This window comes from Hymenobacter sp. (genome assembly GCF_031398885.1).
Taxonomy (GTDB): Bacteria; Bacteroidota; Bacteroidia; order Cytophagales; family Hymenobacteraceae; genus Hymenobacter.
In genome coordinates this window covers 101,564-118,902 of sequence record NZ_JANNOD010000059.1, presented here as the reverse complement: position 1 = coordinate 118,902, position 17,339 = coordinate 101,564, and the positions used below count along the sequence as shown (strand labels likewise).

General features: G+C 64.4%; 20 protein-coding genes. 9 read left to right on the top strand and 11 right to left on the bottom strand.

Going from position 1 to position 17,339, the window contains the following annotated elements:
- Nucleotides 1-107 precede the first annotated feature (107 nt).
- Complete coding sequence (locus tag RMO51_RS12545) at nucleotides 108-848, bottom strand: hypothetical protein (protein WP_310395113.1); 741 nt, start codon at nucleotides 846-848, stop codon at nucleotides 108-110.
- 33 nt (nucleotides 849-881) lie between these two features.
- A complete protein-coding gene (locus RMO51_RS12540; RefSeq protein WP_310395111.1) occupies nucleotides 882-1,439 on the bottom strand; it encodes a hypothetical protein in 558 nt (185 codons plus the stop codon).
- A gap of 187 nt (nucleotides 1,440-1,626) precedes the next feature.
- On the opposite strand from RMO51_RS12540, the gene RMO51_RS12535 reads away from it, so the two are divergent.
- The 7 genes from RMO51_RS12535 to RMO51_RS12505 all read left to right on the top strand — a co-directional run bounded on the left by RMO51_RS12535 (nucleotide 1,627) and on the right by RMO51_RS12505 (nucleotide 8,859).
- Complete coding sequence (locus tag RMO51_RS12535; RefSeq protein ID WP_310395110.1) at nucleotides 1,627-1,908, top strand: ATP-dependent Clp protease adaptor ClpS; 282 nt, start codon at nucleotides 1,627-1,629, stop codon at nucleotides 1,906-1,908.
- 88 nt (nucleotides 1,909-1,996) lie between these two features.
- Complete coding sequence (gene recR / locus RMO51_RS12530; protein WP_310395107.1) at nucleotides 1,997-2,611, top strand: recombination mediator RecR; 615 nt, start codon at nucleotides 1,997-1,999, stop codon at nucleotides 2,609-2,611.
- A gap of 188 nt (nucleotides 2,612-2,799) precedes the next feature.
- Nucleotides 2,800-3,846, top strand: a complete 1,047-nt coding sequence (locus RMO51_RS12525) for an alpha/beta hydrolase (RefSeq protein ID WP_310395106.1) — start codon at nucleotides 2,800-2,802, stop codon at nucleotides 3,844-3,846.
- Between the two features lie 218 nt (nucleotides 3,847-4,064).
- Nucleotides 4,065-6,080, top strand: a complete 2,016-nt coding sequence (locus RMO51_RS12520) for a glycosyltransferase (protein WP_310395104.1) — start codon at nucleotides 4,065-4,067, stop codon at nucleotides 6,078-6,080.
- Nucleotides 6,081-6,130: 50 nt separating this feature from the next.
- Nucleotides 6,131-6,487, top strand: a complete 357-nt coding sequence (locus RMO51_RS12515; protein WP_310395102.1) for a hypothetical protein — start codon at nucleotides 6,131-6,133, stop codon at nucleotides 6,485-6,487.
- 73 nt (nucleotides 6,488-6,560) lie between these two features.
- Entirely contained in the window at nucleotides 6,561-7,805 is a 1,245-nt protein-coding gene (locus RMO51_RS12510) for a pyridoxal phosphate-dependent aminotransferase (RefSeq protein WP_310395101.1), read from the top strand.
- Nucleotides 7,806-7,869: 64 nt separating this feature from the next.
- Nucleotides 7,870-8,859, top strand: a complete 990-nt coding sequence (locus RMO51_RS12505; protein ID WP_310395100.1) for a bifunctional ADP-heptose synthase — start codon at nucleotides 7,870-7,872, stop codon at nucleotides 8,857-8,859.
- Here the strand turns inward: RMO51_RS12505 and RMO51_RS12500 are convergent.
- From RMO51_RS12500 to RMO51_RS12460, 9 genes are all read right to left on the bottom strand, one after another.
- Nucleotides 8,854-9,231, bottom strand: a complete 378-nt coding sequence (locus RMO51_RS12500) for a hypothetical protein (protein ID WP_310395099.1) — start codon at nucleotides 9,229-9,231, stop codon at nucleotides 8,854-8,856. The genes RMO51_RS12505 and RMO51_RS12500 overlap by 6 nt on opposite strands.
- Nucleotides 9,232-9,472: 241 nt before the next feature.
- Nucleotides 9,473-9,547: a hypothetical protein gene (locus RMO51_RS12495; RefSeq protein WP_310395212.1), complete on the bottom strand. Its 75-nt coding sequence runs from the start codon at nucleotides 9,545-9,547 to the stop codon at nucleotides 9,473-9,475.
- 95 nt (nucleotides 9,548-9,642) lie between these two features.
- Nucleotides 9,643-9,834, bottom strand: coding sequence for a hypothetical protein (locus RMO51_RS12490; RefSeq protein WP_310395097.1), 192 nt, complete (start codon nucleotides 9,832-9,834; stop codon nucleotides 9,643-9,645).
- Between the two features lie 47 nt (nucleotides 9,835-9,881).
- Nucleotides 9,882-10,907 carry a uroporphyrinogen decarboxylase gene (gene hemE / locus RMO51_RS12485; protein WP_310395095.1) on the bottom strand — a complete coding sequence of 342 codons (1,026 nt, stop codon included), beginning with the start codon at nucleotides 10,905-10,907 and terminating at the stop codon, nucleotides 9,882-9,884.
- Nucleotides 10,908-11,116: 209 nt separating this feature from the next.
- Nucleotides 11,117-11,875 (bottom strand): LytTR family DNA-binding domain-containing protein, encoded by a 759-nt coding sequence (locus RMO51_RS12480; RefSeq protein ID WP_310395094.1) that lies wholly within the window; start codon nucleotides 11,873-11,875, stop codon nucleotides 11,117-11,119.
- Nucleotides 11,793-12,908 carry a histidine kinase gene (locus RMO51_RS12475; protein ID WP_310395093.1) on the bottom strand — a complete coding sequence of 372 codons (1,116 nt, stop codon included), beginning with the start codon at nucleotides 12,906-12,908 and terminating at the stop codon, nucleotides 11,793-11,795. Before RMO51_RS12475 ends, RMO51_RS12480 begins: the two co-directional genes overlap by 83 nt.
- A 51-nt stretch (nucleotides 12,909-12,959) precedes the next feature.
- Entirely contained in the window at nucleotides 12,960-13,655 is a 696-nt protein-coding gene (locus RMO51_RS12470; protein ID WP_310395092.1) for a hypothetical protein, read from the bottom strand.
- A gap of 55 nt (nucleotides 13,656-13,710) precedes the next feature.
- Nucleotides 13,711-14,472, bottom strand: a complete 762-nt coding sequence (locus tag RMO51_RS12465) for a hypothetical protein (protein WP_310395090.1) — start codon at nucleotides 14,470-14,472, stop codon at nucleotides 13,711-13,713.
- Nucleotides 14,473-14,801: 329 nt separating this feature from the next.
- On the bottom strand, nucleotides 14,802-15,422 hold the full coding sequence (locus RMO51_RS12460) for a MarC family protein (protein ID WP_310395089.1): 621 nt from the start codon (nucleotides 15,420-15,422) through the stop codon (nucleotides 14,802-14,804).
- A gap of 203 nt (nucleotides 15,423-15,625) precedes the next feature.
- Here RMO51_RS12460 and purE point away from each other — a divergent pair, with 203 nt between their 5' ends.
- Nucleotides 15,626-16,111 carry a 5-(carboxyamino)imidazole ribonucleotide mutase gene (gene purE, locus RMO51_RS12455; protein WP_310395211.1) on the top strand — a complete coding sequence of 162 codons (486 nt, stop codon included), beginning with the start codon at nucleotides 15,626-15,628 and terminating at the stop codon, nucleotides 16,109-16,111.
- A gap of 18 nt (nucleotides 16,112-16,129) precedes the next feature.
- On the top strand, nucleotides 16,130-17,248 hold the full coding sequence (locus tag RMO51_RS12450; protein WP_310395088.1) for an endonuclease/exonuclease/phosphatase family protein: 1,119 nt from the start codon (nucleotides 16,130-16,132) through the stop codon (nucleotides 17,246-17,248).
- Nucleotides 17,249-17,339: the final 91 nt, after the last annotated feature.

Sequence of the window (17,339 nt, the reverse complement as noted above, 5' to 3'; positions counted from 1 at the left end):
TCCGCGCTCCGATGGGCCCCGGCCGCTGCCGGCCCCGCGAAGCAGCTTAACAGTTCAAAAAAAAGCCCGCCGAATTCGGCGGGCTTTTTTTGGCACAAGTGCCGGAGTTAGCGGGGCGCCGTGGCCGGAGCCGGTGTAATCGGGGCGGCCGCGGGCGCAACTGCGGGCGCGGCGGCCGGCATTGGCAGGGCCGCCGCTGGGGCCTGCGCCTGGGGCGGGCTGGCCGTGCGCATTTCCAGGCGCAGGGGCGCCACGGCGGTTTCGCGCAGGCTGATGATGCCGTAGACGGTTTCGCCGGGCTTTAGGGTGCGGTTGGTGAGGTCGAAGGCGGCGAATTCTTTGCGCAGGTTAGTGTTGGCACCGCCGGCGACGAGCATGTTGCCGCCGGCAATCAGCGGGCCCGTGGGAATGAATGTTCCCCCAGTGGTGGCGCCGGTTCGGGCATCGGTGGTACCGCCTACATTGAGATTAAGCAGCAGATAAAGCAGATAAATGGGCACTCCCTGCTTCAAATCCTGCGCGGCGATTGCCGAGGAAACGGGCAAAATGGGCCGGTCACCGTAAATCAGGCTCAGGTCGCGGGTGAAGTTTACTTCCCGGTCCCAGTTGTTGGTTACCCGCACGGCGGCAACGTGGTAGCCTTTTTTGGCTTCTTTTTTCTGGTATTTCTTGTTGCGTCCCCCCAGGCGCAGGGCGTCGAACTGATACGCCAAGTCCACTGGGCCCGACGACTGCGACGCCGTGTAGGTAGTGATTTTGTCGGGCCGAATGAGGGAGTAGGAGCCGGCGCAGCCGGTGGTAAAGGCCAGCAAGCCGGCCGCGCAGAGATGAGTAAAGCGTAGGTTCATAAAAATTTGTGGATTAGACAGTAAGCCACAAAGCTAAGCCGGGATTTCGAACTGTCGGGGCAGTTCGAACTTTAGCTGACGGCTTTTTTTGCGGCCGTGCAGCTCGGCCAGCACGCCGTCAAGCTCGGGCTTGTACTCGACCCACAAGTCTTCGTGCAAGGCCTTGAGCACCAGCGCGGGCAGCCGGGCCGCCAACCGGGCCGTGGCGTTGAAAAACCCGTCGTACACGCTGTCGAACTGCCCAGAATAATTGTCGATGCACTGGCGCAGGATGTACACGAGCAGGTCAATTTCCAGCTGCTTGTGCTTGGTGATGCGGCGGGCCCGCGCCGCTTCCTGCACGCTGGCGCGCAGGGCCTTCACCAGGCTGCGATTGAGGAGCCGGCCCGACACGGCCAGGTTGAACAGCTCGTGGATGCGGTCGGCGGTTTCTTCCTGAATCTGCTGCAGGCTCACGTCGGCCACCAGCTCGTAGCGGAAGGTTTCATACAGCTCCGCGTCGCGGCGCACGGCGCGCAGCAGCAGCGTTTCCTTCTCGCTTTCGGCGAGGCGCTTGAGGGCTTTTTTGAAGTCAGGCGATGGAACGGGCATGGACGGGGTGGGGGTTGCGGGCCGAAAATTACGTCTTTAACCCGGCGGCCCGGCTCGTGCCGGGGCCCTTGGGAGCGGAATTGGCGCTGCGCAGTAAGAATTGTTCGGCCCAATGCGGCGAAACGAATTCACGGTATTGGGGGTTATCAGCCGCCGCCCAGCGCGGGCTTTTGCGTAAATTTGCTCTATGAACACCCGTCCGCAAATTGATTACGAGGAGGAGGTCGCGCTACTCGAAGAGGAAGCCGAGCTGCGCAACCTCGTCGTGTACAACGACGAAATCAACACCTTCGACCACGTCATCAAAACCCTGATGGACGTGTGCGGCCACCAGCCCGAACAGGCCGAACAGTGCACGCTGCTCATCCACTACAAGGGCAAGTGCGCCGTCAAAATCGGCACCTACGAAGAGCTGGAGCCCCTTTGCACGGCCATTCACGACCGCGGCATCTCGGCCGACGTCGTTTAGTTGCTGGTTTTTAGTTGTCAGTTGTCAGGCTGCGCTGGCAATTCGCAGCTAACAACTGACAACCAACAACTGACAACCAACCCAACGAATGGAGTTTCCCTCTAAACTAATTGAAAACGCGGTGGGCGAACTGGCCCGGCTGCCTGGCATTGGCCGCAAAACAGCGCTGCGCCTGGCGCTGCACCTGCTCAAGGCTGAAATGGACACGACGGCCACCCTGGCCGAAGCCCTGGCCAAGATGCGCTTTGAAATAACCTACTGCCGCACCTGCCACAGCATTTCCGACGCCGAGGAGTGCGGCATCTGCGCCAACAAGCTGCGCGACCACAGCCTGGTCTGCGTGGTGTCGGACGTGCGCGACGTGATTGCCATCGAAAACACCGGCCAGTACAAGGGTGTGTACCACGTGCTGGGCGGCGTGATTTCGCCCATCGAAGGCGTAGGCCCGTCCGACCTGCACATCGATTCGCTGGTGGAGCGGGCCGGGGCCGAGGGCTCGGAGCTGCGCGAAGTCATCCTGGCTATCAGCCCCACCATGGAGGGCGACACGACGGCTTTCTACCTCTCGCGCCGCCTGCGCGACCTGCCCAATGTGCACATCAGCACCATTGCCCGGGGCATCCCGGTGGGCGGCGAGCTGGAATACGCCGACGAAATCACGCTCGGGCGCAGCATCGTGGAGCGTTTGCGGCAGGCGCGGTAGGGCCCGCTGCTATTGCCGCCGCTCCCTGCGGGTCCCAGACGACCACCCGCGTGGCGGCGGGAGGCGGGACGTTTCCGCTCCGCGGTAGCCGGCGACTCCTGAGGGCTGACCACGGCCGGGGACCTGGCGCGCGAAACGGAGCCAACGTCCACCGGAGGGAAACCAAACACTGCCAGCAAGCGCACGCCATGAAAAACAGCATGAATCGCCGGATTTTCGCCCGGTTCGGCGCCCTGGGCTTGGGGGCGTCGTGGCTTGCTCCGGGAGCCGCTGCTCAGCCCTGGGCTCCCGCCGCGCGGCCCCCGGCGGAGCTGCCCGACCTGCCGCCGCCGCCGCCGGCGGATGTGGACCAGCGCTTCTTTCCGGGCTTTCGGGCCGAGTCCGTGCGGACGGCCGGCGCCACGATTCATGTGCTGAGGGGCGGTACCGGGCCGCCGCTGCTGCTGCTGCACGGGCACCCGCAGACCCACGTGATGTGGCATAAAATAGCCGGGGAGCTGGCCCGCCAGTACACGGTGGTGCTGCCCGATTTGCGCGGCTACGGGGATTCGAGCAAGCCGGACGGCGGCACCGACCACATCAACTACTCGTTCCGCAGCATGGCCCAGGACCAGGTGGAGGTGATGCGGCACTTCGGGTTTGAAAAGTTCTACCTGGCCGGCCACGACCGCGGCGGGCGCGTCGCCCACCGCCTGTGCCTAGACCACCCCAGTGCCGTGCTCAAGGTGAGCCTGCTGGACATTGCGCCGACGCTGACCATGTACAACGCGACGAGCAAGGAATTCGCGACGAAGTACGTCTGGTGGTTTTTTCAGATTCAGCCCTACCCCACGCCGGAGCACTTGATTGGCCTCGACCCGGTGTACTACCTGAAGCACCACCTCGCGGTGCAGGGCAAAACCCCGGGGGGCGTCACGCCCGAAGCGCTGCAGGAGTACCTGCGCTGCTACTGCTGCAAGGGCACGATTCACGCGGTCTGCGAAGACTACCGCGCCGCCGCATCCGTGGACCTCGACATGGACCGGGCCGACGACACCGCGGGGCGGTACGTCACGGCGCCGCTGCTCGCCCTCTGGGGGGCCAAGGGCACGGTCGGCCACCTGTGGAACGTGCTCGACACCTGGCGGGCGAAAGCGAATACAGTTTCGGGCCAGGCGCTGGACTGCGGCCATTTCTTGCCCGAGGAACAGCCCCAGGCCGTGCTGGCTCAGTTCAAAATGTTCTTTCGGCCCTGAGGCGCTGCCGAGCCGGTTGGGGAAAGTCTGGGTGCCCCGACGGCGGGAGCTTGTGGTAGAAGTAAGCGCTAAGCGCCTACGCCGCGCGAGCTTTGGCAAGCTCGACCTGACGTACTGGTGTGCCTACGACCCGTGGGAATAGGCCCGGAAATCCGGGTGGCCGGGATTTCCGGGCCGCGGGTGGGGGGAAGCGGCCGGGCCCCGTAATTTCGCCCGCTGTGGTGAAGCTCTCCGTCGTTATTGTCAATTACAACGTCTGCTATTTCCTGGAGCAGGCGCTGCTCTCGGTGCGGCGGGCGGCGGAGAAGCTGGGGCAGCCGACGGAGGTGTTCGTGGTCGACAACAACTCGGCCGATGGCTCGGTGGCCATGGTGCGGGCCCGGTTCCCGGAAGTCACGCTCATTGCCAACCGCGACAACCCCGGCTTCTCGAAAGCCAACAACCAGGCCCTGCGCCGCGCCACCGGCCAGTACCAGCTGCTGCTCAACCCCGATACGGTGGTGGAAGAAGACACCTTCCGGGCCTGCTGCGATTTCATGGACGGGCACCCCGACTGCGGCGGCCTGGGCGTGAAGATGCTGGACGGCCAGGGCCGGTTCCTGCCCGAGAGCAAGCGCGGGCTGCCCACGCCGGCCGTGGCGTTCTACAAGATGTTCGGGCTGGCCAGCCTGCTGCCCCGCTCGCGCACCTTCGGGCGCTACCACCTCGGCTTTTTGAGCGAGGACGAAACCCACGAAATAGCGGTGCTGAGCGGCGCGTTCATGCTGCTGCGCCAAGCCGCGCTGGAGCAAGTGGGCCTGCTCGACGAGGACTACTTCATGTACGGCGAGGACATTGACCTCTCGTACCGCCTGACGCAGGGCGGCTGGAAAAACTATTATTTCCCCGGCGCCCGCATCATTCACTACAAGGGCGAAAGCACCAAGCGCACGAGCGTGAACTACGTGTTCGTGTTTTACCGGGCGATGGTGATTTTTGCCCAAAAACACTTTGCGCCGGACCGGGCGGGCCTGTTTTCCGTGCTCATCAACGCCGCCATCTGGCTGCGGGCGGGCGCGGCGGTGCTGGAGCGCCTGGCCGCGCGGGCCGCGCCGCTGCTGCTCGACGCCGGCCTGATTTGGGCGGGCATGTTCTTCCTGAAAACGTACTGGGAGCGCAACCACAAGTTTGTGCCCGGCGGCTACCCGCCGCAGTACATGCTGGTGGCCGTGCCCGTGTACATCCTGGTGTGGCTGACTTCGGCCTATTTGAGCGGGGCCTACGACCCGCCCGTGAAAGCGTCGCGGGTGGCGCGGGGCATCTTCGTGGGCACGCTGCTGATTTCGGCGGCTTCCAATTTTCTGGATGCCTGGCGCTTTTCCAAGGCGCTGATTATCCTGGGCGGGGCCTGGGCCGTGGCCGCGCTGGTGGGCCGGCAGCTGCTGGCGCACTTCGTCAAGTACCGCGACCTGCGCCTGAGCGAGCGCCGCCAGAAGAACATTGCCATCGTGGGCTCGGGGCCCGAAAGCCGCCGCGTGGGCCAGCTGCTGGAAGCGGCTGGTGTGCAGGCCCGCGTGATTGGCTACGTGGAAGCCGGCCCCGCCCCAACAGCCGGACCAGTGCCACCACCAGCGGGCCGTTCGCCCGTTCGCCCATTCGCCCATTCGCCCATTGAACCCCTGGGCGAGCTGCGCCAGCTGGCGGACATCATCAGCCTGTACGCGCTGGACGAGCTGATTTTTTGCGGCAAGGACCTGCCCGCTAGTCAGATTATTGCCCTGATGCTCAGCCTGCCGACCAACCCGCCGGTGGCCTACAAAATCCTGCCCGAAGACAGTCAGTACATCATCGGCAGCAGCAGCAAGGATGCGCCCGGCGACTACTACACCCTCGACATTGCCCTGAACCTGTACCAGCCCCGGCAGGTCCGCGCCAAGCGCCTGCTCGACATCCTGAGTAGTGCCTTGCTGCTGCTGCTGGCCCCGGCGCTGGTGTGGTTTCAGCCCAAGCGAATGGGCTTTCTGCGCAACTGCCTGGCGGTGTTGCTGGGCCGCCGGACCTGGGTGGGGCTGCGCTACCTGGCGGGCCCGGCCAGCGCCGTGCCGGCCGTGCTTTCGCCCGCCGACGCGGTTGTATCGGCGGTGCTGCTAAACGAAGTGACGCGGCGGCGGCTGGAGCTGCTCTATGCCAAGGACTACGAGCCCGGCACGGACGTAAACCTGCTGTGGCGCTGCTGGCGGCGGCTGGGGCAGTAAATTGAATGACAACAGCAATGACGGAAGAACAGTAATTTGCTTCGGAAATCGTGATGCTGATACCCGACGGTGCCACTTGGTTCTTTCGGGTGCATGATGATAGATTCGGGTTGTTTATGACCGGCTTCGATTGCATACAGATAGGCCCCAGTGATTGGAAAGCTACAGTTGGGAGGGAAGAGCGGCAAAAGTTACTTGAGCTACTTCAGTGGGACGATGGGGAAAGCTATTGGTATTTCGGAAGTGCAGAGTCCATCGAAATAGAGTTTGATGGAAGGTGCATATTGCGAGGTCACGATGGCATGGGGTTCGTATGTTTTTCAAAGCATTTTCATGTTCCTGAAGTATTTCGCTTGAGATATTTTATTGATGGTGAAGGATGCGCGGGGCAAGCCGAAGACTGGTGAGGCAGGGCTGTCATTAGATGAGTGCGGTAAATTGGGCCGTGTACCTTTGCCACCTACTTACTATTGCCCAATTATGTCCGACATCATTACGCTCGCGACAACCTCGCCGCTCTCCGACCGCCTACTGGCGATGAACGAGTCGGCCACCATTGCCATGGCCAAAAAGGCCCGGGAGCTGGCCGCCCAGGGCGTTGACGTCATCAACCTGAGCTTCGGCGAGCCGGACTTTCAGACCCCGCAGTACATCAAGGACGCCGCCAAGCAGGCCATCGACGACGGCTACACCTTCTACACGCCGGTGCCCGGCATCCCGGAGCTGCGGCAGGCCATCTGCGACAAATTCCGGCGCGATAATCAGCTGGAATTTCTGCCCAACCAGATTGTGGTGAGCACCGGCGCCAAGCAGGCCCTGGCCAACGCCGTGCTCAGCCTGGTGAATCCGGGGGACGAGGTCATTGTGTTTGCGCCCTACTGGGTGAGCTACGAGGAGATGGTGAAGCTGGCCGAGGGCGTGCCCGTAACGCTGGTGGGCACCCTGGAAAACGACTACAAAGTCACGGCCGGGCAGCTCGAAGCGGCTATCACGGAGCGCACCAAGCTCATCATGTACTCTTCGCCCTGCAACCCCACGGGCGCGGTGTTCAGCCGCGAGGAGCTGGGCGCCATCGCGGCCGTGCTGGCCCGGCACCCGCAGGTGTACGCCCTGGCCGACGAGATTTACGAGTACATCAACTTCGTGGGCGAGCACGCCAGCCTGGCCCAGTTTGCCGGGGTGAAGGACCGGGTGATTACCGTCAACGGCTTCTCCAAGGGCTACGCCATGACGGGCTGGCGCCTGGGCTACCTGGCCGCCCGCCAGGACATTGCCAGCGCCTGCGAGAAGATGCAGAGCCAGGTGACGTCCGGCACGTGCTCCATTACCCAGCGGGCGGGCCTGGCGGCCCTGCGCGGCGGCCGCGCCTCGGCCGACGAGATGGTGACGGCCTACCGCCGCCGCCGCGACTTGGTGCTGGGCCTCGTGCGCGACATTCCCGGCTTTAATACGCCCACGCCCAGCGGGGCGTTTTACATCTTCCCCGAAGTGTCGGCCTATTTCGGCCGCACCGCGCCCGGTGGCACGCTCATCAATAACTCGGCGGATTTGGCCATTTTTCTGCTGAACGACGCCCACGTCTCCGCCGTATCGGGCGACGCGTTCGGGGCGCCGGAGTGCATCCGCTTCAGCACCGCCGCGGCCGACGACAAGCTGGTCGAAGCCTTCCGGCGCATCAAGACCAGCCTGGGGAAATTGGGGAAATTAATGAAGAATGAGGAATGAAGAATGAGGAATTGAGAAAAAGCTCCGGTTGAATAATTCCTCATTCTTCATTCCTCATTCTTCATTGAATACCTTATCTGAACTGTTCGACAACTTCAACCGCCTGCGCGTCCTCATCATTGGCGACGTGATGGTGGACGCTTACGTGTGGGGCCGGGCCACGCGGCTCTCGCCCGAGGCGCCCGTGCCGGTGGTGCACGTGGCCCGCACCGAAAACCGTTTGGGCGGGGCCGCCAACGTGGCTCTGAACGTGCAGGCTCTGGGGGCTACGCCGCTGCTCTGCGCCGTGATTGGCACCGACGCCGGCGGCGACCAGCTGCTGCAACTGCTGCGGGAACACGACCTTTCCGCGGCCGGCATCATCCGTAGCGCGGCCCGGCCCACCACGGTGAAGCAGCGCATTCTGGCCCACGACCAGCAGCTGCTCCGCATCGATTCGGAAGTGGAAACGGACCTCGACGCCACCGAAACCACGCCGCTGCTGGCTGCTTACGACGAGCTGCTGGCGCGCGCCGACGTCGTGATTTTTGAGGATTACGACAAGGGCGTGCTGAGCGCGGCCGTCATCGAGCAGTGCCTGGCCCGCGCCCGGCAGCGCGGCATCCCGACGGTGGTGGACCCCAAGAAAAAGAATTTTCTGGCCTACCGCCACTGCACCCTGTTCAAGCCCAACCTGAAGGAGCTGCGCGAGGGCCTGAAGCTGGAATTTGGCGCGCCGGATGCCGACCGCGCGGGCTTTGAAGCCGCCGTGGCCCGCCTGCGCGAAGAGCTGACGCCCGAAATCGTGCTGGTCACGCTGTCGGAGCACGGCGTATTTGCCCAGCAGGACGCGGTGAAAACCTACCTGCCGGCCCACGTGCGCAGCATCTCCGACGTGTCGGGCGCCGGCGACACGGTCATCAGCATTGCCGCACTGTGCGTGGCGCTGGGCCAGCCGGCCGCCTTCACAGCGGCGCTGGCCAACCTGGGCGGCGGGCTGGTGTGCGAGCAAGTGGGCGTGGTGCCCGTGGAAAAGCAGCGGCTGCTGCGGGAAGCTGAAGCAGCGGGGTTATAAGGCAGCTAGTTGTGCCAAAAGCTGTGGCTGCTCAACCCATATAATCATCCCGAACAGCTCAATACACTCTGAGAAGAAGTCCGCACACTTCCTACTGTCGTCAAAAAAATAGTACCCCTCGTCGGCGTTGTTGACGAAAAACAGGGTTTCTGAACTGAACAAAAGCTTTACTATAATAAGCAGGGGCGCAGTCGGTGACTGGCCCGAAGCATATCCAAACTCGATTTCCCCCAAATTACTATTGGTAATGCCTGACAGTCTGGAGCTATTGCCTACAAGAGATAAAAATCCAAAATAGTCAGTTTGCTCAGCCAAAGAGGCTGCTCTACGCACCTCGAAGCAAACCTGCTCGGCATCATTGCTAATGTACACGAGTAGGCCGTTAGGTAGGGATGCAAACTTGAAGAATAGCCCCAGAGGCTGTTCTTCAACCCAATAATCAGGGTCGTGACTGATGGGACGTGCGTTAACAGCTGCGTCCGGAGCGTATAGGGGATAATCAAGACGATAGACGCTAATTACCTTCATCGTATGGCCCACGTGTTGATTTTTAAGCCTTCTTCAGAAACTCGATTTTCAGTACCATGGTGCTGTCGCCAGCGCGAGATTCGGTTTAGCCGGCACTGTTGGTGAGGCGGATATTTTTAACCAGCGTGCCGCGCTCTATCGTCAGCGATGAACCATTCACTTTCAGGTCTTTAAACAAGAGTGACCGAGTCGCCCTCAACGAGTAAAGCTCCGTTGCTGTCTTTAATACCCATAGGAATTGGATAATTGGCTCGTTTAACGCTGCACAAGCAGCAGGTAGACCAAGAAAAACACGGGCGACAGGCTACCCAACGAAATCAGGACAACCATGAAGGTTTCTATGCCGGTGCGTTCCGGCTTCTTGAGGAACCAGCGCCACATGAAGGCAAGCAGGCCCAGTAGCAGGGCCAGGGTGATGTAGAAAGTGGAACCGAAAGCGGACATCATGGTCTCTGAAATTATAGGCGGAAAACCTCCTGCTCTTTAAAGCTCCATTACCCCTGCCACGCTTTCACCGTGTCCACGAATACGCGCACCATGTCCGGGTCGGTGTCCGGGTACACGCCGTGACCGAGGTTGGCGATGTGTGGGCCGCCGGCAAACTGGCGCAGCATGGCTTCGGTGGCCGCTTGCACCTGCTCGCGGGTGCCGTAGAGGGCGCAGGGGTCGAGGTTGCCTTGCAGGGTTTTGTCGCCGGCCTGGGCGCGCACCTGGGCAGGGTCCTGGTTCCAGTCGAGGCCTATCGTACGGCAGGGCATGGCGGCGAACTCGGGCACGGCCCACCAGGCGCCTTTGGCGAATACCGTGACGGGCGCCAGCGGGGCCAGCGCCGCGCAGATTTCGGCGATGTAGCGGCTCGAAAACTCAGCGTAGTGCGCCGGCGGCAGAGTGCCGGCCCAGGAGTCGAACACCTGCACCACCTGGGCCCCGGCCGCCACTTGGGCTTGCAGGTAGGCGATGGTGGTGGCCGTGATTTTGGCCAGCAGCGCGTGGGCCAGGGCCGGCTCGCGGTAGAGCATCCCGCGGGCCTTGCTGAAGGTTTTGGAGCCGTGGCCTTCCACCATGTAGGCCAGCAGCGTCCAGGGCGCGCCGGCGAAGCCGATGAGCGGGACGCGGCCGTTCAGGGCCCGCTTGGTGATGCGGATGGCTTCGAGCACGTAGCCGAGGCCCTCCTCGACGTCGGGCACGCGGAGCCGCTCCACATCGGCGGCCGACTTGATGGTGCGCGGGAACAGCGGGCCGCGGGCTTCCACCATTTCGTAGGGCAGGCCCATGGCATCGGGCACCACCAGGATGTCGGAGAAGATGATGGCCGCGTCCACGTCCAGCGCGTCCACGGGCTGGATGGTGACTTCGGCGGCCAGCTCGGGGGTTTCCACCAGCTCCTTGAAGCCGGAGAGGCGGGCGCGCAGCTCGCGGTATTCGGGTAGGATGCGGCCGGCCTGGCGCATGAGCCAGACGGGGGGGCGCTCGGTGGCTTCGCCGCGGGCGGCCCGAAGGAAAAGGTCGTTTTTTAGCATGGGGCCGCAAGTTACGGCCCGGGGTGGTCCGAAAGCCGCGCCGGCTTGTTCGGGTGAGGGCAGCCAGTGGCCTTTCCGGGCATTTAGAGCGGTTTCGGGGTTGGTGTACCGGTCGTCTGGCTCCCCTCTCTTTGGGAGAGGGGCTGGGGGTGAGGTTAGCCTGGCCGGAGCAGGTACCCCGATTCCGAAACCGCTCTAGCGGAGGCGGTTCAGGCGTCCAGCCACTGCTTAAAATCGGCCACTCGCTCCCGGCTGACCAGCACCTCGGCGTCGGCGGGCGGGGCGAGGTCGAGCTTGAGGCGGCTGTTGAAGTAGAGGTGAATTTTCTGCACCGCGGCCAGGCCCACCAGAAACTTGCGGCTGATGCGGAAGAAGCTGCGCGGGTCCACCATGCTTTCGAGCTGGTCGAGGGTATAATCGACGGGCAGCCGGGCGCCGGCCAGGGTGGTCAGGGCCACGCCCTCGTCCTCGTACTGAAAATAGGCCACTTCGCTCACCGGCATGTACTTGAGCTGCTGGCCGATTTTCACCAAAAAGCGCCGCTTGAAGCCGGGCGCCGGGGCCGGAGCCGTCGCCGCCGGGGCCGGCAGGGCAGGGGCGGCGGCCGGCGGCGGATAGAGCCGGTGGTACTTGTCCAGGGCTCGGGCCAGGTCGGGGAAGGCGACGGGCTTGAGCAGGTAGTCGACGCTGTTGAGGCGGAAGGCCTGCAGCGTGTAGGCGTCGTGGGCGGTGGTGAAGATGACCGGCGTGTGGCTGCGCACGGCCTCGAACAGCTCGAAGCCCAGGCCGTCGTTGAGGTGGATGTCGGCAAAAATCAGGTCGGGCCGGGCGGGCTGCTCGAACCAGCGGACGGCTTTTTCCACCGAGTCGAGCACGGCCAGCACCTCAATGGCGGGGCTGTAGCGCCGGAGCAGCCCGGTCAGGCGTTCGGCCGTGAGGGGCTCGTCTTCCAGAATCAGTACTTTCATGGGCGGGGAGCGGGAGCAAGGGCAGGGTCACGGCAAAGGTGGCGGCGGTGGCGCTGATTTCCACCCGGGCCGGGCCGAGCGCGGCGTAGCGCTGCCGGATGTTGGCCAGCCCCAGCCCGGTGGAGGGCTCCGGCGTGCTCCGGCGCTGCACGTTGTTCTGCACCAGCAGGCCGCCGGGCACGCGCGACACCCGCACGTGCAGTGGGCTTTCGGGCGAGAGGCGGTTATGCTTCACCGCGTTTTCGACCAGCATTTGCAGGCTCAGCGGCGGCAGGGCCTCGGGGGTGGGCTCGTCCGTCAGGTCCAGCTCCAGGGCGAACGCGGCATCGTGCCGGATGGTCAGCAGAAAGGCGTAGGCCCGCACGAATTCCAGCTCGGTGCGCAACGGCACCAGCTCCTGGCGCTGGCTGTCAAGCACGTAGCGGTACACCTTGGCCAGTTGGGTCACGAAGTCGGCGGCCAGGTCCTGGTCCTTGTAAATCAGCGCAGAAAGGGCGCTGAGGCTGTTAAACAGAAAGTGCGGGTTCACCTGGTTTTTCAGCGCCTCGTAGTCGGCCAGGATGGTGGCCTGCTTCAGCTCGGCGGTGAGCTGCTGGGCCTGCTGCCAGTGCCGGAAAAAGATGCGCACCCCGTTCACCCCCACCACCAGGCACACCACGAACAGCACGGCCAGAAACAGCTGCTTGTACTCGGTGGTGGGCGGGCAGTTCAGCAGCACTTCGAGCACGTCGATGTGCAGGAACACGGCCCCTCCGGTGAGCAGCACCGCGTACAAGCCGCTGGCCAGGGTGAAGAGCGTAATCCACTGCACGGGGGCGAGGTTGGCAAACAGCACTCGGCGCGCGGCCCGGTAGAGCTGGGTACTGCCTTCCCAACTGCCCGTCACCACCACCACGGCCAGGATGGCGTAGGCGTAGCTGTGCGGGCCGAAGGCGAACAGCTGCCCCGCCGGCAGCGTGAAGAAGCGCCCGGCCAGGAACGCCAGCAGGCCCGCCAGAATTTGCAGCAGCAGGCCGGGAAGGAGCTTTTTCATGCGCGTGCTTGGTAAGAAGGCGGGCCAAGCGGCCGAATATCGAAGATACCGTTAAAAGCTCAGCGTCAGCATCCCGCTGAGCACGCCGAAGCGCCACGGGTCGTCGCCCACGCCGTTGACTTCCACCCGGGTGCCGTGCAGCTCGTAGGTGAGGGCGGGCTCCAGCAGCAGGCCCCGGCGCTTGCCCACGGGCAGGCTGTAGCCCAGGCCCCCCAGCGCGCCCGCCCCCACGCCAAACTGGTGGAAGAAATTCTGCGCGCCCTGGTCGTTGACGAAGCGGGTTTTTTCGAGCACGAAGCTCACGCCGCCCTCGGCGCGCACGAACAGGTTGCGGGCCGCGCCGTTGCGCAGCGGGTAGTACTTGGCGGCCGCGCCCAGCAGGCCGGGGTTGAAGTAGTACCCCTCCGGGTAGCCCGCGTCCGGCTCGCTGCCCGTGAGCGAGAGCTTGAAATTGGCGCCCAGCAGCAGGCCCGGCACCGCACGCAGCGGCTTGTAAAAGCCGATTTCCACCGTCTGGCCGAGCTGGCGGCCGTAGCTGCCCTCGGCGGCGCGGCGGTTCTTGTTGGCCAGCAGCGCCTGGCCCGCCCGGAGTTGCGGCGCGGCCACGCCCAGGCCCACGTGCACCTGGGTGCGCGCCCAGGGCGGCAAGGTTGGTTCGGCGGGCGGGCCGGCTGCGGTTTGGGCGCGGAGGGCCCCGGTGCTCAGGAAGGCGAAAACTACTGCGGCTGGGAAAACGAAAGTTTTCATGCGGGATAATGAAAAAGATGGGAGGTCATCGAAATGATAAGCCGGGTGCGGAAGACTACTTGCGCTTCCGCAGGTCGAGGGCGTAGCCCACGCTCACGTTCACGACCACGGGCGTGTTGGCGATGCCGGGCTGCTGGGCCTGGTGCGTTTCGGTCCGGTCGGTGGTGCGGTTCTGGTACCGAAACTGGTCGTTGGTCAGGCCGGTGGCGAGGTTGGGCCAGTAGCGGACGCTGGGCGCCACTATCAGGCCGCGCAGCAGACCCTCCTGCTTTTCAAAAGGCTGCCATTTGAAGTACAGGCCCAGGCCCAGCGAGAAGGTGTTGTAAGCCGTAATGCGGTTGCCGGCCGTCTGCGCGTCGCCGGCGTAATAGATTTCGAAGCGGTGCAGCTTGGGCTCCACGCGCAGGTTCACCAGCTTGCTGAACCGGTAGCCCACGCCGAAGCCGGTGGTGAACGGCATGTGCAGGGCCAGGCCCTGGGCCTTGATTTGGTCGCCCCCGTTTGGGCCGCTGAAGTCCAGCGACGCGCCGTGGGAGTAGTCAAAAACCAGCCGTTTGGTGTAGTAGTTGGCTTCGATGTTGAAGCCCTTGGCCAGCAGCGGCTGGTTCAGCCCGAACAGCACCGCTACCTGCCGGGGCGCCGGGTCCGCCCCGCGGCGGGTGGGGAGGCCTTGCGCCCGGGCCCCGAGCGGCAGCGCCGCCAGCACAAGCCCCACGGCGAGAAGCTTTGCAGGAGCGAACAGGCTGGCTGTCGGGGGCGCCGGGTGTTGCGGGGCGGGGAGTTGGGGAGCGGCGGGGGCGGTTTGAAAAATCTTCATGGCCGTGGTGTTGAGAGGGGTAAGGGTCCGTTGGGTGCCCGGCTTCGTGCCGGAGCTTGGACAATTTTACGCCTCTCAAACGCCGGTGTCCAGCGCCGCGCGGTGGCCTGTTGAACGGCTCCCGCGAAGTGTCAATCGGACCCAGTGAAATGCAGCCATCCGCCGGCCCGGTGCGTCGGCCAACGTGCTTGTGTGGCCGGGTGGGAGGCCCCCTCAGCACCAATTTTGAACGCGGAATTGCCGCCCGGCGGAGGTCTTCGCGGCGTGCGGCAACCAAGCGAGTTGCCGAGTGGGCGGCCCCCGGCGTGGGGTTCCGGCAAGTCCCGGTCTTACCGCGTCAGGCCCGGAAAGAGCGCCGCAATGGCCGTGGCGAAGAAGTTGACCCCGATGGCCAGCGTGATGAAGCCGATGATGCGCGCCATGGCCGCCATGCCCGGCTTGCCCAGCACCCGGGTGAGCCGCAGCGAGAACAGCAAAATGACGAAGGCGGCCAGCGCCACCAGCGCAAAGCCGGCCACGGTCATGGCCTTGTCGACGTAAGTGGGGCGGATGAGGCCAATGCAGACGGCCATCGAGCCCGGCCCGGACAGCATGGGCATGGCCAGGGGCGTGAAGCTGATGTCGTCCTTGAGCTTGCTTTCCTCCAGGGCGTCGGGGCCCACCCGGTCGCGGTTGGCGCCGGGAGTGAGCAGCTCAAACGCCGAGCGCATGAGCAGGATGCCGCCCGCGATGCGCAGGTGCTGGATGTTGATGCCGAAAAAGTTGAGGATGTACTGCCCGCCGAAGAAGGCCACGCTCAGAATGCAGACCATGTAGATGCAGGCCCGCAGCGCCGTCTGCGCCCGCTCGGCGGCCCGGTCTTCGGCCGTGAGGGTGAGAAACACCGGCATCGCCCCGAACGGATTGACGATGGAAAACAGGGTGGTGAACGTGGCGAGCAGTACTTCCATGGGCCGCAAAGGTAGGCCAAGGGCCGGGCCGGGCGGAAAAGCGCTATTTTGCCGACCCAACGGTGCAGCTTGGTTTGCCGTTAGGGAAGCTCCCGCTCTTTCCCGCTTTTCACCCGATGATTTCCGACGCTTCTGCACCCAACAACGCCGCTGGCTCCGACGACGACCGCCCCGTAGCCGAAACCGCCCTGGTGGGCATCATCATGGGGTCCAAGTCGGACCTGAAAATCATGTCGGCTGCGGCCGACACGCTCCGGCAGTTCGGCGTGCCCTACGACATCACCCTCGTCTCGCCCCACCGCACCCCGCACCGCATGGTGGAATACGCCGAAAGTGCCCGCAAGCGCGGCCTGCGGGTGCTCATCGCCGGCGGGGGCGGGGCGGCCCACCTGCCGGGCATGGTGGCCGCCTTCACCACGCTGCCCGTGATTGGGGTGCCCATCAACAGCACGCTGTCCATTCAGGGGCTCGATTCCATTCTGAGCATGATTCAGATGCCGGCCGGCGTGCCCGTGGCCACCGTGGGCCTCGACAACGCCGCCAACGCCGCCGTGCTGGCTACCCAAATCCTGACCCTGACCAACGCCCGCCTCGCCGACGCGCTGGAAAAATACCGGAACACGCTCAAAGACCGGGTGCTGCGCACCATTGAAGAGCTGCGCAAAGGCGGGTTTCAAGACGATGTTTAACCCCGACTCTTTTTTCTAATGCCTGCTTTTCTCTCCGGCCTGCTAATCGCGGGCCACTGGTTGGTGTGGGTTCTGGGCGGCGTGGCCCTGGTGGCCACGCTGCTCCCGCTGCTGCGGCAAACGGCGTGGTGGATTCGCGTTTTCGACTTTCCCCGCCTGCAAATCGTGGCCGGCCTGCTGCTCAGCCTGGCGGCCACGCTGGCCCTGCCCGCGCCCCGGTGGGCGGCGCACACCTGGTTTGTGGTGGCCCTGGGCCTCGCGCTGGTGTACCAGGCCAGCCGCATTTGGCCCTACACCCCGCTGCACCGCCGCCAAGTGGCCGACGCCAGCCGCCCGGCCGACGACAACGACAACCACCTCAGCATCATGGTGGCCAACGTGCTGATGTACAACCGCGACGCCTCGCGCCTGCTGGGCCACATCACCCACTTTCGCCCCGATATCGTGCTGGCCGTGGAAACCGACGACTGGTGGCTGAGCCAACTGGAGCGCATCGAAACCGAGTACCCGCACACCTGCCACGCCCCGCTGCCCAACACCTACGGCATGCTGGTGTTTTCGCGCCTGCCGCTGCGCGAGCCGCAGATTCGCTACATCCTCGATTCCGACATTCCGTCCTTTCACGGCTGCGCGGTGCTGCCCAGCGGCGTGCCCGTGAACATGCACTTCCTGCACCCCAAGCCGCCGGCGCCGCAGGAATCTAAAAGCAGCGCCCGCCGCGACGCCGAGCTGCTGGTGGTGGGCAAAGCCATTCAGCACCACGACGGGCCCACCATCGTGGCCGGCGACCTGAACGACGTGGCCTGGTCGCACACCTCCGAGCTGTTCCGGCGCCTCTCGCGCCTGCTCGACCCGCGCATCGGGCGCGGCCTGCTGCCCACCTTCCACGCCGACCACAAGCTGCTGCGCTGGCCCCTGGACCACGTGTTTCACTCCGCGCACTTCCGCCTGCAGCGCCTGGAGCGGCTCGCCCACATCGGCTCCGACCATTACCCCATCTACATCCGCCTCAGCTACGAGCCCAGCGGCTGGAATGAGCAGGAAGCCGAGCTGGAAACGGCCGACGCCGACGACCACGCCGAAGCCGAGGAGAAGATTGAAGAAGGCGTGGCCGACGCCGCCCAAGGCACCGAGTAGGGCCCGGGCGCCGGCTCCCAGCTGGCCCGCCCCTGACCGTATTGGTTGCTGCTTGTGGCTTGAAAGCCAGGAGAAAAGAGTTAAGTACTCA